This is a genomic window from Paenibacillus agaridevorans, assembly GCF_003112455.1.
GTDB classification, from domain to species: Bacteria; Bacillota; Bacilli; order Paenibacillales; family Paenibacillaceae; genus Pristimantibacillus; species Pristimantibacillus agaridevorans.
This window is the reverse complement of the sequence record NZ_BDQX01000163.1, coordinates 90,516-105,473: the sequence shown is the minus strand read 5'-3', so window position 1 is coordinate 105,473 and position 14,958 is coordinate 90,516. Positions and strand designations below refer to the sequence as shown.

General features: G+C 49.7%; 13 protein-coding genes and 1 pseudogene. 10 read left to right on the top strand and 4 right to left on the bottom strand.

The window, feature by feature from the left end; genetic code table 11:
- Positions 1-1,213 (top strand): glycosyl hydrolase family 95 catalytic domain-containing protein (locus tag PAT3040_RS38660; RefSeq protein WP_373863944.1); only part of this gene is annotated, 1,213 nt, incomplete at its 5' end.
- Positions 1,214-1,338: 125 nt separating this feature from the next.
- On the opposite strand, the gene PAT3040_RS14510 is transcribed toward PAT3040_RS38660, so the two are convergent.
- Positions 1,339-1,857, bottom strand: coding sequence for a DUF3231 family protein (locus PAT3040_RS14510; RefSeq protein ID WP_087572521.1), 519 nt, complete (start codon positions 1,855-1,857; stop codon positions 1,339-1,341).
- A gap of 267 nt (positions 1,858-2,124) precedes the next feature.
- On the opposite strand from PAT3040_RS14510, the gene PAT3040_RS14505 reads away from it, so the two are divergent.
- The 8 genes and pseudogenes from PAT3040_RS14505 to mnhG all read left to right on the top strand — a co-directional run bounded on the left by PAT3040_RS14505 (position 2,125) and on the right by mnhG (position 10,052).
- Positions 2,125-3,384, top strand: coding sequence for a DNA polymerase IV (locus PAT3040_RS14505; RefSeq protein WP_108993292.1), 1,260 nt, complete (start codon positions 2,125-2,127; stop codon positions 3,382-3,384).
- Positions 3,381-3,848, top strand: a complete 468-nt coding sequence (locus PAT3040_RS14500; RefSeq protein ID WP_108993291.1) for a YhjD family protein — start codon at positions 3,381-3,383, stop codon at positions 3,846-3,848. The genes PAT3040_RS14505 and PAT3040_RS14500 overlap by 4 nt, the downstream gene beginning before the upstream one ends.
- A 519-nt stretch (positions 3,849-4,367) precedes the next feature.
- The gene (locus PAT3040_RS14490) at positions 4,368-7,241 is read left to right on the top strand and encodes a Na+/H+ antiporter subunit A (protein ID WP_108993289.1); all 2,874 of its coding nucleotides are present in this window, start codon (positions 4,368-4,370) and stop codon (positions 7,239-7,241) included.
- 2 nt (positions 7,242-7,243) lie between these two features.
- On the top strand, positions 7,244-7,582 hold the full coding sequence (locus tag PAT3040_RS14485; RefSeq protein WP_087572781.1) for a Na(+)/H(+) antiporter subunit C: 339 nt from the start codon (positions 7,244-7,246) through the stop codon (positions 7,580-7,582).
- A complete protein-coding gene (locus tag PAT3040_RS14480; protein WP_108993288.1) occupies positions 7,575-9,053 on the top strand; it encodes a Na+/H+ antiporter subunit D in 1,479 nt (492 codons plus the stop codon). Before PAT3040_RS14485 ends, PAT3040_RS14480 begins: the two co-directional genes overlap by 8 nt.
- 21 nt (positions 9,054-9,074) lie before the next feature.
- Positions 9,075-9,395 (top strand): annotated as a pseudogene (locus tag PAT3040_RS14475) (Na+/H+ antiporter subunit E); the annotation flags it as partial.
- Complete coding sequence (locus PAT3040_RS14470) at positions 9,392-9,685, top strand: Na(+)/H(+) antiporter subunit F1 (protein WP_087572784.1); 294 nt, start codon at positions 9,392-9,394, stop codon at positions 9,683-9,685. The pseudogene PAT3040_RS14475 and the gene PAT3040_RS14470, both read left to right, overlap by 4 nt.
- The gene (gene mnhG / locus PAT3040_RS14465; RefSeq protein ID WP_108993376.1) at positions 9,669-10,052 is read left to right on the top strand and encodes a monovalent cation/H(+) antiporter subunit G; all 384 of its coding nucleotides are present in this window, start codon (positions 9,669-9,671) and stop codon (positions 10,050-10,052) included. Before PAT3040_RS14470 ends, mnhG begins: the two co-directional genes overlap by 17 nt.
- A 201-nt stretch (positions 10,053-10,253) precedes the next feature.
- On the opposite strand, the gene PAT3040_RS14460 is transcribed toward mnhG, so the two are convergent.
- The 3 genes from PAT3040_RS14460 to PAT3040_RS14450 all read right to left on the bottom strand — a co-directional run bounded on the left by PAT3040_RS14460 (position 10,254) and on the right by PAT3040_RS14450 (position 13,614).
- Positions 10,254-11,747 (bottom strand): MutS-related protein, encoded by a 1,494-nt coding sequence (locus PAT3040_RS14460; protein WP_108993286.1) that lies wholly within the window; start codon positions 11,745-11,747, stop codon positions 10,254-10,256.
- Entirely contained in the window at positions 11,744-13,273 is a 1,530-nt protein-coding gene (locus PAT3040_RS14455; RefSeq protein ID WP_108993285.1) for a MutS-related protein, read from the bottom strand. The genes PAT3040_RS14460 and PAT3040_RS14455 overlap by 4 nt, the downstream gene beginning before the upstream one ends.
- Before the next feature lie 74 nt (positions 13,274-13,347).
- Positions 13,348-13,614, bottom strand: coding sequence for a ribbon-helix-helix domain-containing protein (locus PAT3040_RS14450; RefSeq protein WP_258234979.1), 267 nt, complete (start codon positions 13,612-13,614; stop codon positions 13,348-13,350).
- 267 nt (positions 13,615-13,881) lie between these two features.
- Between PAT3040_RS14450 and PAT3040_RS14445 the strand changes: the two genes are divergently transcribed.
- Complete coding sequence (locus tag PAT3040_RS14445) at positions 13,882-14,751, top strand: YitT family protein (protein ID WP_108993284.1); 870 nt, start codon at positions 13,882-13,884, stop codon at positions 14,749-14,751.
- Positions 14,752-14,958 lie beyond the last annotated feature (207 nt).

Here is a 14,958-nt window from a genome sequence, read left to right as displayed (position 1 = left end):
CCGGGAGCCGTTGCTGGCTTATATCGAACGGCTCGCGAAGAACGGAAAGGAGACGGCCACCGTCAATTACGGAGCAAGGGGCTGGGTGGCTCATCATAACTCCGATCTGTGGGCGCAGACTGCGCCGGTCGGCAATTACGGCGAAGGGGATCCCGTTTGGGCGCTCTGGACCATGGGCGGGGTCTGGCTGACCCAGCATCTATGGGAGCACTATGCGTTCAGCGGGGACGTCGAGTTCCTGCGACAGCGCGCATACCCCGTCATGAAGGAAGCGGCGTTGTTCTGCCTGGACTGGTTGTACGAGGATGCGAACGGTTTCCTTGTGACGGGACCGTCGACATCGCCGGAGCATCATTTCGTGGCCGGCGAAGGATTGCATGCGGTCAGTGCGGCCGCGACGATGGAACTGTCGTTAATCGCCGAATTGTTCGACAACTGCATGGAAGCGGGGAAGGTTTTGGGCGGGGAGGAAACGTTCGCGAAAGAGCTGGCTGCGGCGAAGGCCAAAATGCTGCCGCTGCAGATCGGGAAGCATGGGCAATTGCAGGAGTGGTCCAGCGACTTCGACGATGAGGACGTTTATCATCGTCATGTCTCGCATCTTGTCGGCATCTATCCCGGCAAGCTTATCACGGAGCGGACGTCGCCTGAGCTGTTCGGTGCGGCGCGGACCTCGCTGGAGCGGCGGGGAGACGGCGGGACCGGCTGGAGCCTGGGCTGGAAAATCGGCCTATGGGCTCGATTTAAGGACGGCAACCGGGCGGAGCGGCTGATCTCCAATCTGCTGACGCTCGTGAGGAACGATGAGCCTAGCGACTACAAAGGGGGCGGCGTCTACGCCAATCTATTCGACGCGCATCCGCCGTTCCAGATCGACGGCAACTTTGCCGCGACGGCCGGAATCGCGGAGATGCTGCTGCAATCGCATGAAGGCATCCTCGAGCTTCTGCCCGCGCTGCCTGATAAGTGGCCTTCGGGAGAGGTCGGCGGACTTCGCGCCAGGGGCGGATACGAGGTCGGTCTTAAGTGGGAAGGCGGCGTCCTGAGAGAAGCAACTTTGCTCTCCGACCGGGATCAGCTATGCGAGATAAGCGCACAGCAAGCGCCTTCTCGAATGATTGGAGGAGACAAGGAAGTTTTGTGGACGTCCTCCATCGAAGGGCGATTTGCTTTTGCGGTTACGGCGGGAGTCGTGTACCGATTGTTGTTCTAGAATAAGGGTTAAGCCAAACAACCGTTCCTTCGTTGGCGGCGGCGTCAGCCGCCATGCAACGAGGAACGGTTTATTTGCAATCAGGATATCTTTAAGAGTCGGCTATGACTCACGGCTTCGTCCAATCAGGCTTCGACTAATTCTGGCCGTTTTACCTGAAGCGGGGGAGGGATGAGCCAGCCTTTTTCCTTATTCATCTCCAGGATGCGAACGGCGAGGGCTGTTTTGGCCAAATGGTACTTGGCGTACAGGGCCGCAATGTCTTCCCTGATGCATTGGATCATGGCTTGGCTGCATCCCACAATCCCTGCCGCCGTATCGGCAGCGATCGCAGCCGCGATTTCCATATCCGTAAATCTTGCGCCGACCGGAATATCCTCCAGCTTGACTGGCGGTCTTTCGGCAGGAGCAGGAATAGGTGCGATTCCGTTGTTTGTAAGCAGTTGGTCAAGCTCTTTCGCTTCCAACTTGGATTGGTCGAGGAGCGCTTCCAAAATTTTCTTCAGTTCTTTGTCCCCGGCATGGTTCTGATAAGCCTGATAACAGGAAATCATCCCCTTCGCCACCATAGAACCCTGCCAAGCGGTGTAAATCTCGCCATAATGCATGGGTTCATCCTTCGGATTGCCGCTCAAAATACCCATTTATAACACTCCTTTAGATTAGTAAACGCCTTGTTTAGCTTTGCCTTCTTTTAAAAAAATATGATGTATAGGGCATCTAAAGAATATCGTTGGATAAGCATACATATTTTAGTCCTTGCGCGGGAACAATTGTTCGTATTAAGATGATAATAAGAACAAATGTTCGAAAGGTCGGATGCAAGATGAACAATGGCGTGGGACTTCGTATCGCATTACCCCGATTGCTTCGTGCCGATGAGACTCTGTCTGCGAGGGTGGTGAGATGTCATGCCCTCTGAACGTTCCATATTGCTTGTGGATGGTCAGTCCTTCTATGCGAGCGTTGAGAAGGCCGCGCATCCGGAATACCGGGATAAGCCTGTAGCCGTGGCCGATCCGGAGCGGCGAAGCGGGATTATATTGGCGGCATGCCCGCTCGCCAAGGCGCAGGGAGTTACAACGGCGAGCAGAGTGTTCGAGGCGAAGGCTCTTTGCAAGGATCTCGTCATCATTAAACCTCGCATGCAGAGGTACATTACGTACTCGTTGTTAATTACGGAGATTTTCGAAACCTTTACCCCATTGGTGGAGCCGTATTCCATCGACGAGCAGTTTCTGGATGTGACGGGTTCGCTTGGCTTATTCGGATCGGCGGAGGAGATTGCGGTCCAAATACAACACAAAGTCAAGCTGGCTACCGGCGTATGGTCCCGGGTGGGAATAGGACCGACAAAGGTGTTGGCCAAGACGGCTACGGATAATTTCGCGAAGAAACAGCCGTCCGGGATCTATCGGCTTGACCATTCCGATATCGAGAAAGACCTGTGGCCGCTGCCGGTCCACAAAATGTTTATGGTTGCTTCGCGCATGACCCGGCGGTTCACGATGTGGGGGCTGGATACCATCGGACATATCGCCCGGATGGAGCTCCCGATGTTCAAGAAGCAGATGCGCCGGATGATGGGCAAGCAATCGGACATTCAGGCCGAATATTATTGGCAGACGGCTCGCGGCATTGATCCCAGTCCGGTCGTTGCTTCTATAAGCGCCCCGCTAAAGTCCGTCAGTCATGGCAAGACGCTTAGAGCTTCGTTGTATACGCGAAGGGAGGATATCGAGGTTGTCCTGCTGGAGCTTTGCATCGAGGTCTGCCGTCGTGCGCGCAGGCTCGGGGTGCAGGGCAGGGTGATCTCCCTTGGCATGGGGGAGACCGATGGGAAGAGGGGCAACAGGTTCAACCGGCAGCTTACTCTGCTGCATCCGACATCGCTTACCCATGAGTTGTCGGCTGCCGTTCTTCGCTTATTCGAAGAATATTGGCAGGGCATGCCCGTTACCCATATTATGATCGCTCTTAATCAGCTCTCCAGCGACCAGGTGCAGCAGCTTGACCTCTTTGATGACCGATATAAAACATTCGAGCTGGAGAAAACAACGGACGCGATCAAGGATCGGTTCGGCGACATGGCAATCATGAGGGCATCCTCGCTTCTCGATGCCGGAGTAGCTCGCGAGAGGGCGGGACAGATCGGGGGGCACTTTAAATGAGCAAGTTGGATGGCAATGAACGGTGGAAATCCAAGATGCTGCTTACGGAGCACAAGGAGCAGTACGAGAAGCGATACGAATCGAAGCAAGTGGGCAGACCAACAGCCGACGAGTTAGACCAAATACGAGATTATATTATGTATCCGCACATGCTCACCATGATTCAGAAGAGCATTCAGGATCTGTCCTTCATGCAGGTTTCTCTCAAGGGAGTCCTCGTCCGCTGCATGGAATATCTGATGCAGAGGGTCACTGCCGACTACTATGCCCTCAAGAAGGAGTTCAGGCTAAAAAATATAAAAGTGATCGAGGAGGAGATGAATGACGGGATCCTCTACTTCCGTTATTTCTGCAGGGGCTATGAGGAGAAATTCGGCGTGGTCAGGGAATCCTTGCGGTCCGAGATCATTATGAGAATGACCGAATACACCAAGGAGATCGGCCAACAGCTGAAGTTGAAATGAGCCGTAATATCACTTACCGAGCTTTCCGAACAATTTTCACATACTCGCGAGGCTTATAGTTGACCAGGCTAATATCGTTTTCCGGCGAGGTTAGTCCCCTATAGGTTCCTTCGGACTTGGGGGATTGGTTCACCGTGTTTGGACGCTCCATTTGTATCCGATAATTGGACCAGGCTGCTATCCCTGCTATAAATATAAAAATGAGCAAACAAATCATCCATTTCGCATGCAGTGACAACGGGATCACTCCTTTCTAATAAGAGTAATCCCCTGCCTGCAAGAATCTCATTCCGATTTTGACAAAAAGGATAGGGCTGGGATATAATAACGACAGATTTATGGCCCAATTTCATATGATGCAACACTCGGAGGAGCCTGCCAAACGCGGGCTCTTTTTGCGCTTTTTCAGGCATACGCCGGCAACCATAATAGTGCAAGTTCAACAACCTCTAACAAGGGATATGATGCTGGGTGGAAATGGTCATACTTTAGAGATAGAAGGATTAAGGGGGATAGATTGTGTCAGTCATTCATTTCGTCATTATTTTGCCTTTTTTGTTCGCTCTGATTGTGCCAATCGCGAACAAGATACTACCGAAAGTTCATACGGGCTGGTTTGTGCTGCCCCTGCCGATTGCGATATTCGTTCTCCTGTTGTCTATGATCCCAAGCATAGAGAACGGCAGCGAGATAAGCGGCTCCCTTCCATGGATTCCTTCGCTCGGCATTGGGTTCGACGTTTATGTGGATGGACTTAGCTTGCTGTTTGGCTTATTAATAGCAGGAATCGGTTCATTGGTCCTGTTGTATTCTATTTATTACCTGGATAAGAGCAAGGAGAAATTATCGTACTTTTATGTTTATCTGATGTTGTTTATGGGAGCGATGTTCGGACTTGTGTTGTCCGATAATCTGATGGTGCTCTACGCCTTCTGGGAGTTGACGAGCATCTCCTCATTTCTCCTGATCGCCTTTTGGGATCGACGGGAGCGTTCACGGTACGGCGCGCTTAAGTCCATGGTCGTTACCGTTTGCGGCGGTCTTGCGATGTTTGCAGGTTTCGCGCTTCTGTATGTGATGTCGGGTACGTTCGGTATTCGAGAATTGCTGGAGACCATACCGCAATTGGCGGAACACAAGTTGTTCATAACGGCCATGCTGCTCGTTCTGGCAGGCGCATTTACGAAGTCGGCCCAGTTCCCGTTCCATATTTGGCTGCCGGATGCCATGGAAGCGCCGACGCCTGTCAGCGCCTACTTGCATTCCGCGACCATGGTCAAGGCCGGCATCTATCTGGTTGCCCGACTTAGCCCGGTTTTCTCCGGCCATGCCGTCTGGCTATGGATGGTATCCGGCGTCGGGCTTCTCACGTTGATATATGGTTCCTATCGGGCGATCAAGCAAACGGATCTGAAGGCATTGCTTGCTTTCTCGACGATTAGTCAGCTTGGTCTCATTATGAGTTTGCTCGGGATGGGCTCGGCCGCGGCATTTTATCCGGGCACCAGCCAATACCTGTTCTTCGCCAAAGCGACGACGGCCGCGATTTTCCACCTTATCAACCACGCGGTCTTCAAAGGCGCGCTGTTTATGGCGGTAGGCATCGTCGATCACGAGACGGGTACGCGCGACATCCGGAAGCTTGGCGGACTGATGGCGGTTATGCCGATTACCTTCACGATCACGCTGCTTGGCGCCTTCTCGATGGCAGGCATACCGCCATTCGGCGGCTTCCTCAGCAAGGAGATGTTCTTTACGGCGCTCCTGCAAATCCGCGAGCTGTCGTTCGCCAGCATGCAATTGTGGGGTTCCCTGTTTCCGATCGTGGCATGGGTCGCCAGCGTATTCACGTTTGCCTACAGCCTGCTGCTTGTGTTCCGAACGTTTAGCGGGAAAGCGCAGTTCGAGAAGCTCGAGAAGAAGCCCCATGAAGCGCCGCTCGGCATGTTGATACCGCCGCTCGTCCTGGCATCGCTTGTCGTTATGTTCGGCCTGTTCCCGAATCTGCTATCCCATACGCTGATTGAACCCGCAATGGCGGCGATTCATTTCACCGGTCTTCAGCCGCAGGAACAGTTTATGGTTTCCATTGATATGTGGCATGGCTGGAATACGGAGTTGTATATGACCATTGGCGTCGCTATCGTCGGTACTGCAATATTTATTCTGCAGCGACGAGCCGCATGGGTAAGCAAGCCGCTCACCAATCGGGTCTCGCTGAGCGGCGCTTACGATGACGGGCAACGCCTGCTGGACAATGTTGCCGGGCGATTGACTCGCCTGTATATGACGGGCTCCGTTCGTCATTATTTAATCTATATCTTTTTGTTCCTTGTGCTGTCTTTGGGATTGACAATGTGGCTCGAGGGAGCATTTGCGCTGAACACGGAAGGAATGGCGACAACCTCCTTCTATGAAGCGGTCGTCATTGGAGCGCTTGTTCTGTCCGCTATAGCCGTTCCGTTCGCGAACTCAAGGCTGATGGCTATCATTCTGACCGGGATGGCAGGGTATATGGTAACGCTATTTTTCGTCATCTTTCGGGCGCCGGATTTGGCGTTGACCCAGTTAATCGTGGAGACGGTGTCCGTGGCTCTCTTCTTGTTATGCTTCTACCACCTGCCGAAGCTCAAAAAGGAGCTTGTCAGACTGCCGTTTAAAGTATGGAATCTGTTGATCGCCGCAAGCGTCGGCGCGGTTATGACGCTTATTGCGCTAAGCGCAAGCGGCAGCCGAAAGTTCGAATCGATCTCCGATTATTTTATCGAGAACAGCTATAAGCTTGCCGGCGGGAAAAATATCGTCAATGTGATACTCGTCGACTTTCGGGGCTTCGACACGATGCTGGAGATTGTCGTGCTTGGCATTGCGTCCTACGGCATCTATGCGCTGATCAGGCTAAAGGTGAAGGAAGACGAGAACGATAGGCCGCTTGGGCATGACGGTATGAAATACGATGTGTATGCCGGTATTCGAAGCAATGACGTTATCCTGCGCACGGTTGCCAAGCTGGTGGTAGTCCTCGTCCTGATCTACTCCATGTATCTGTTCTATATGGGGCATCATCATTCGGGAGGCGGATTTATCGGAGGTTTGATGGCTTCGGCAGCGCTTCTGCTGTTGGCTATTACCAATGGCGTGGATAAGATCGCGCGCATCGTTCGCGTGGACTTCAAACGACTTACGGCAATCGGCATTCTGATTGCATTATTAACCGGAACCGGCAGCTTCCTGGCAAATGTGCCGTTTCTAAGCCATACATTCGGCTATTTCGACATTCCGCTCCTTGGAGAGCTGGAGCTGGCGACGGCAACGCTGTTCGATCTGGGCGTCTATTTGACCGTTATTGGCGTAGCGTCGACCATCTTGTTTACGATCGGGAGGGATAAGTAGCGATGGAATTGTATATGTCACTCGCGATCGGCGTGTTATTTACGGTCGGCATTTATCTTATCCTGTCCAAGAGTCTGCTCCGTATCGTGCTGGGGTCTTCCTTCCTGTCGCATGGCGTACATCTGCTGCTGCTGACGATGTCGCGTCTTAAGACCGGGGCGCCGCCGCTGCTTGACGAGAAAGCGGAAGCTTACGTAGATCCCTTGCCGCAGGCGTTGATCCTAACGTCAATCGTCATCAGCTTCGGCGTCACTTCGTTCCTGCTAGTCCTTGCGTATAAGGCATACAAAAAGCTGGGTACGGATGACATGGAAGAGCTAAGGGGGAACGAGAATGAATAACTTGCTTGTACTGCCGCTGCTCGTCCCGCTGTTTACTTCGGTTCTGCTTGTCTTTATGCGGCGAAGTATTTTGTCGCAGCGCTGGTTGAGCGGGGCAAGCAGCCTCGCGGGCGTCGCTATCGCCGTATCAATCGTCATTCATGTCAAAAAGGACGGCGTTCAAACCCTGTATATGAGCGGCTGGGCACCGCCTTATGGCATTGCTTTTGTCGGAGATATGCTGGCCGCGCTGCTTGTGCTGGCAACGACGGTCGTTGGCTCGTTTATTGTATTTTTCTCAATGGGCAGCATAGGAGAAGAGAGAGAGAGCTATTTTTATTATCCGCTTTTGCAATTTCTGCTCGTTGGCGTCAATGGATCATTCTTAACAGGCGACATCTTTAACCTTTTTGTTTGCTTCGAAGTGATGTTAATCTCCTCTTATGCGCTTATCGTGTTAGGAGGGACGAGGCTTCAACTCCGGGAGACGCTCAAGTATGTCATCATTAATGTCGTATCCTCGGCCCTGTTCGTGGCGGCCGTAGCTTATTTGTACGGCGTAACAGGGGCGCTTAATATGGCCGACCTGTTCCTTAAGGTGGCGGAAGCCGGACAAGGAGGCATCCTCAACGTCATAGCGCTGTTGTTCCTGATCGTGTTCTCGCTGAAGGCGGGCCTTCTCCTTTATTTTTGGCTGCCAGGCGCCTACAGCGCGCCGCCGACTGCGGTTACGGCTCTGTTTGGCGCGTTGTTGACCAAGGTGGGGGTGTATGCGCTCGTGCGCACCTTCACTTTGGTCTTCGGCGGCATGCCGGAGGTGACGCATGTGTGGATCGGCTGGATGGCGGGCGCAACGATGGTTCTAGGGGCGTTCGGGGCGCTGGCTTACAAGGATATCCCGCGCATCTTGAATTACAATATTGTTATAAGCGTGGGCTTTATCGCTTTCGGGCTTGCCACGGCGAATCGTGACTCATTGGAAGGCGTTGTTGTCTATCTATTGCACGATATGATAGCCAAAGCGCTGCTGTTGTTGCTCGGAGGGTTAATTATTCGTGCGGCGGGGACGGGCAAGCTCTCCGAGATGGGCGGGCTGATGCGGCGCAACGCGCTGCTCGGATGGATGTTCTTCGCGACTATACTAGCTGTTGCCGGCATTCCGCCTCTTAGCGGCTTCGCAGGGAAGCTGCTCATTGTGCGCGGCGGTCTGGAAGGCGAGCATTATCTGCTGACCGCGGTTTCGCTGGCGACAAGCTTTGTTGTTCTGTATTCTTTGATGCGTATATTCATGGCGGCTTTCTGGGGCGATGAGCGTGCGACGGCTTCTGCGACCGACACAAGAAAGGCCGGTCTGTTGCTGCCGACCGCGGGATTAATGCTTATTGTTGTTGCGATGGGCTTCGGGTCGGAATGGATATATGAATTCGCTAGCGAGGCAGGGCGGACCCTTCTGGACCCGTCCAGCTATGTACAAGCGGTGTTGAAGGAGTAGAGCATGATGAGAATGATAAGGAAAACAGGGGCTGTCTTAAGATTGATAGCCATGTTTAACAAGGAACTGTTGATGTCCAGCGTGACGGTTCTTCGCGAAGTGCTGCGCCCCAGGCTCAACATTCGTCCAGGTATCATCAAGCTGGATACGGAGCTAAGGAGCGATTTTGAAATTACCTTATTGTCAATCCTGATCTGTTTGACGCCGGGGACGCTTACGCTTGATGTATCCGGCGACGGGAAAACATTGTACATTCATGCCATGGACATTAACGACCCCGACGAGCTTGCGGCGCAGATCAAAGGTTCTTTCGAACGCGCCATCATGGAGGTAACGAGATGACGACAACGCTGCTGTGGGTTTCCCTTATTTTGTTATCGCTTGCCATATTGGGAGCCTTGTACCGATTGCTAAAGGGGCCGTCTATTGCCGATCGGATTGCGGCGCTGGATACGATAGGCATTTTATTGCTGTCCATGATTGCCGTCCTCGGCATAACGACGGGGACTCGGGCGTATTTCGACATCATATTGGTTATCGGCATATTAACCTTTATCGGGACGACCGCAATGGCGAGATATATCGAGAGGGGGGTTGTCCTTGAGTCTGGAGATGATGGAACAAATCATTGAAGTTGTATTTGCAATCCTGATCCTATTGGGGGCAGTCATCGCGGTTATTAGCGTGTTAGGGCTCATACGATTGCCGGATGTGTATTTGCGCTCCCACGCCGCTACAAAGAGCGCCACGCTTGGCGTGCTTCTTATTCTGCTAGGCGCTTTTTTTTACACTTGGTTCGTTCATGATTTTTTCAGCATCAAGCTGCTCCTGGGTATTTTGTTTGTTTTTATCACTTCGCCGGTTGCAGGCCATCTTAACGCGCGTGCTGCTTACCGATCAGGCGTAGCTTTGTGGAAGGGAAGCGTACGCGATGATTTCAGAGAAGCGATCAAACAAGAGAGGCAACTGGAGATAGAGGAAATAAAAAATCGCAATTAACAATTTGATGTTAACCGCAGAAGCGGAGCAACCTCGTTGGCGTGCTCCGCTTTGCCGTTGATGCTGCCAAAAATGAGAGCAAAAAGACTGGTGAAGTTAGTCTCGCATATATTTCAGCTAGCTCGTTTCAGGATTAAAATGAACACGGCTCTGAATAGAGCCTCTAGGCACAGCAAAGGACCTAGCTGAAAAGCTGGGTCCTTAATTTCGATTATTCAGCTTCATTTCTTTATGATACAGATCTTCTCCGTAGCTGGTAGGTAAAGGCTTCTGACTGGACAGCTTATAAGAAGGCGGCCCACCTTTTGTTATTACAGGCGATACAAATACTGCATTCTCGAGTTTCCCGTATGCCCAGTTGGCGAGCTCATAAAAATGAGTAACAATATAGACTCTCAGATGCATTTCAGAGCAGACGGAGAGCAGATCCTTCGCAATGACTGAGCCTTCCCGTTCTGTAGTAGAAGCGAAGGGCTCGTTCATTAACAAGAGAGAGCGAGAAGTCAGATGATCGATCAATTGATCCAATCGCGATAACTCTTCGTCCAGCTTGCCGCTGCGCATCGTCTCATCCTCTTCTCTTGTAAAGTGGGTAAAGATATGGTCACACAGACTCGCTCGGAAGGAAGTGGCGGGTACAAATAAGCCACATTGCATCATCAGCTGCGCCAGCCCTATGCTTTGTAGATAGATCGTTTTCCCACCCTGATTCGCGCCTGAAATGATAAGCAAACTCTTGTCATCCATCTGCAAGTCGTTGGTATGAGGCTGCTGTTTAATTCGGATGGCTAGGCTGGGGTTGTATAGACTAGTGAAGGAAAGGTATCTCTCGTTAGACTGAACGGGCAAGGGGAATGCCACTTCACACCCGCGCTTGGTCAGTTCTTTATATAAATTCATGCAGCCCACAAAGAAACTGCTCTCGAAGCGCAGCAAACCAGTGAAGTTCAAGGAGTCGCCGATAAAACGGCTTATAATACGCAGAACGTTCAGCAAAGCGCTCTCCTCTATTTCTTTCAAGCTGTGTCCGAGGTGGAAGGAGCTTGATTTGCCTGATTTTATTTTGTTGAAAGAGAGGAGAGGGGCTGTTTCAATCTTTCTAAGTGTTAAGCCTGTTATTTTTAGCCCATTTCCAATTCGTGCTCCGATACTCAATTGGCTATTCTGAACGGTCTGTTGAAGAGTGCGCTGATGCTTACGGGCATCCGACAGAAAAACATCTGTATATCTTTGCTCAAGCTGTTTGAACAAGTTGATTAAGCCCTTTGAATGACAGTGAGGACTGCTTTCTGTGCCAAGGTCTCGAAGCTCCTGAAGCTTGTCTAACAGAAAATGAAGCAAGTTTGTTGCGTATTTTAGTTTTTCACTTATTGGCACGTTGCGCGAGAAGTTTGGCTTCATTATCGTTCGATAATCTGCTGCTTGGAGTTCAATGTCAGATACAATGCTATATATACGATTGATGAGAAAGAATTGATTAATCAAATCACTTAAAATATGTTGTCTATATAAAATGGTTCGCTCGTCTGTCAATGGTTGCAGCATGAGCTTCTTCATCGTATTGTACACAAATGAGTCCTGACGGGACATTATAGTAAGAATCGAATCCATATGCAGATCCTGCAATAGATGTTGTTCGTTTACTCGGGATTGCAGGTTGGGTTCGTGTGATTCGTATAGCAGATTTGGTTTCATAGACTTATCCTTTCTTTTAATCGTTGAGGGGTCAGATCATACTTCCTGACAATAGAGGATGCGTCAACAAGTCCATCGGCAGGCTGTCTCCTAATTCGGAACGTTCGCCTTGCTGGATCAAGTTCATCCGTTATAGCAACCAGACTAACAATTTGCTTATGAGAAGTCGCCAGCTCGAAGATATGCGTGACATAGAGACACATGGCTCCTTGTTGCAGAAAGTTTTCTAGTACTCTACTGCCCATTGCATAAGCATCATGAGTAGTGGTTGTGAAGAAAAGCTCATTTAATAAAATGATGCTGCGGCTTGTAAATTGATCCATAATCGGCTTTAACCGGGCCAGCTCATCCTTCAATTTTCCTGAAGTAGATCCCGGCTGTTCCTGTGTCGGAAAATGAGTGAATATTCTGTCAAATTCGAACAGAGTAGCCTCTTCGCAAGGAACAGGGCAGCCAATGGAACTTAAGTGGAAAATTTGACCAAGCGAGCGGGCGAATGTCGTTTTCCCTCCTTGGTTGGGACCTGTTAATACGCACACTCTTTCATTAGCAGCAAGATCAAAATGATTGCCGACGATCGGCAGCCCGGCATGCAAAGCGGATGATGCCAGAGAAAGATCATAACCCCCTTTAATATGAAGTTCTTTTGTCCCGCGGATTACTGGATAACTATAGGATGAGCCTTTATTTTTAAGAGCTTGAAAATACTCAAGAGAAGCAACATAAAATTGGATTTCCCGATCAAATCTCATGATGGAAGAGTCAATAAAATCGATATATGTGGTGTAATAATTCCGCAGTGTATGAAATAGCCTGGCATATTGCTTTTTGATTACAGAGAGTATGTTTTTCTCCACATCAGAAAACTGTAGGCCGGCAGACAAGCGAATATCCGAATGTTCATCATATTCCAGTCCTTGCAGAAACACGTTGCTTAGCGATCTGCAATAATCTTGATCATTGTCCGTTTTAGATAAGTTTATCTTGCCGTCAGAAAGGGTTAGGCTGAATCGAATTTCATTGAATTGTTGATGCAGCTCAAAGGTTTTCTTGGATAATGTAGTAAAGTACGAAGAGTGCGTGTAGTGTTCAAGCCATTTGTAGAAATGTTTAAGACCAAGTGACTGCAAGTCTGCAATTGCCATATTACGATGCAGCTCCATAATGGTCTGACAATACAGGTGAGCCGCGTCTAATAGCCATTTCATTTGTTGATCATAATCTGGAGATGATTGGCTGTATTGGACGTATTGCCGTACCTTCGACATTCTCTGCGAGAATGAGGCCATTGCATGAACAGAAATTGCGTTATCGATTTCCTCAATGATGGCGAGACGGTAACGGATCGTTTCAATAGATTCAAGCTTGTTATAAAATAGGGACTCCAGCTCGTATTCTTCCTTTCCCTTCAAAATATCCTGAATAACTTTATCCATATGAATATCATGAAGAAAGCCGTAAGATGAGCGTTCAAGCCCATTTTCGGGAGAGGCGTGGTGATCAAATAAAAGACTGGAATATTCCATGAACTGTCTCTCCTTCTGTCAGTAATGTGCAATAAGTTTGAATTAACCACAGATTCCTACTTGCTTAGAAAGCACTATAACTGGTCCACATCCCTTAAATAATCCTCTAATATTGAACGAATGATTTCAGATACCGAATAGTCTCCTCTGTCGCAGCGGCGGTCTATTTCTATCCAATGCTTCTCGGGCAAAGTGAGTGATATCTTACGGGTAATACCAATTGGCTTACGTCCTGCGCCTGATCGATTACCTCCTCTTAAGGCTTTCACTGCAGGAGCGTTAACCCCATTATCCAAGGATTCTTTTGTTTTGTTCTCATGGTTATTGTTATTCAAATTCATCACCTGCCTCTATTTTTACATGATCTGGATAGGAAATCAATTTCTACTACCTAAATCAAACGATTTGTTCGAAATGCAGAATTTTCAGTTTGTCCCGCCTGCGATTACAAAAAACAAATAAAGGATTATCGTGTCAATCGGAACGGAGGAAGAAACTCTGCAGAAATAAAAAAATTGACTTTAGCTCCGTACATGTCTAAAATTTTAACAGTAAAAATATTCACATTTAATGGTGCCAGGATATGAAAATAGGAAATGAGGTCAAAAATGAAGACGGAGAACAAGACAACTGCAGTAGGGAACATTATATTACGAGGCGTTATTGTTGTAATTGGTGCCTTAATTACAGCCTACGGCCTTGAGGCCGTATTAATTCCGAACAACGTATCCGATGGAGGCGTGACTGGTCTCAGTATCGTAGGGTCAAGGCTCTTCGATCTGCCTTTAGGTCTTCTCATTGCGATTCTAAATATACCTTTTGTCTATTTGGGCTATAAGCAGATTGGCAGAAGCTTCGCGATTTATTCCGTGCTCGGCATCGCATCGCTGGCAGCCGGCACCTTCTTTATGCATCATATTACGCCGATCGTGGAAGGCGATACGCTGCTTGTTACCGTTGTAGGCGGTATTATCATCGGTCTGGGAATGGGTCTTGCGCTGAGGAACGGCGGCGCGCTGGACGGCATTGATATGCTGGCGGTACTGCTCTCGCGGAAGCTGCCGTTCGGAACAAGCGATATGATCCTGTTCCTTAACGTATTCGTGTTTATCGTTGTATCGACAGTTTTTGGTTTAAAAGGGGCTATCCTATCGGGAATCGCCTATTTTATCGCTTCGAAAGTCATACATATCGTCGAGGAAGGCCTGAGCGGTGCCAAAACGTTTACCATCATTACTAAACAGCCTGAGATGATGGTCGAGGCGATTCGCGATCGACTGGGCCGGGGGGCTACGTACAAGATGGTGCAAGGCGGCTATACAAATGAACATTTCAAAGAAATTACTTGCGTAATCAACCGCTTGGAAGAACGGAAGATGAAAGAAATTATTCGCGAAATCGACGAGAATGCTTTTATCATGGTGTATGAAGTGGCTGAAGTTAAAGGCGGCAGCTTTAAGAAAAAGGACATTCACTAGGCACAACCATGAAAACACTGACCTTCGTTGTCAGTGTTTTTTGTATGCCGCCCCTTTTAAAAGCGGCCGCTCTTTCTTTAAAAGGGAGCGGGCGGGGAGATGCGGGAGAGACGGATAATGGGTGGAGGGTGTGTGGGAAACGTGTAAGAGCGCAGCCTCTTGTGCAGCGTGTGGGAGTGACATTCTTTGTGAGATGAGCGTGGGTGC

Bases quoted from the DNA above. Each gene is read 5' to 3' on its own strand.
- PAT3040_RS14510 (WP_087572521.1), bottom strand. From the start codon at position 1,857: ATGGGTATTTTGAGCGGCAATCCGAAGGATGAACCCATGCATTATGGC.
- PAT3040_RS14505 (WP_108993292.1), top strand. From the start codon at position 2,125: ATGCCCTCTGAACGTTCCATATTGCTTGTGGATGGTCAGTCCTTCTAT.
- PAT3040_RS14500 (WP_108993291.1), top strand. From the start codon at position 3,381: ATGAGCAAGTTGGATGGCAATGAACGGTGGAAATCCAAGATGCTGCTT.
- PAT3040_RS14485 (WP_087572781.1), top strand. From the start codon at position 7,244: ATGGAATTGTATATGTCACTCGCGATCGGCGTGTTATTTACGGTCGGC.
- PAT3040_RS14480 (WP_108993288.1), top strand. From the start codon at position 7,575: ATGAATAACTTGCTTGTACTGCCGCTGCTCGTCCCGCTGTTTACTTCG.
- PAT3040_RS14470 (WP_087572784.1), top strand. From the start codon at position 9,392: ATGACGACAACGCTGCTGTGGGTTTCCCTTATTTTGTTATCGCTTGCC.
- mnhG (WP_108993376.1), top strand. From the start codon at position 9,669: ATGGAACAAATCATTGAAGTTGTATTTGCAATCCTGATCCTATTGGGG.
- PAT3040_RS14460 (WP_108993286.1), bottom strand. From the start codon at position 11,747: ATGAAACCAAATCTGCTATACGAATCACACGAACCCAACCTGCAATCC.
- PAT3040_RS14455 (WP_108993285.1), bottom strand. From the start codon at position 13,273: ATGGAATATTCCAGTCTTTTATTTGATCACCACGCCTCTCCCGAAAAT.
- PAT3040_RS14450 (WP_258234979.1), bottom strand. From the start codon at position 13,614: ATGAATTTGAATAACAATAACCATGAGAACAAAACAAAAGAATCCTTG.
- PAT3040_RS14445 (WP_108993284.1), top strand. From the start codon at position 13,882: ATGAAGACGGAGAACAAGACAACTGCAGTAGGGAACATTATATTACGA.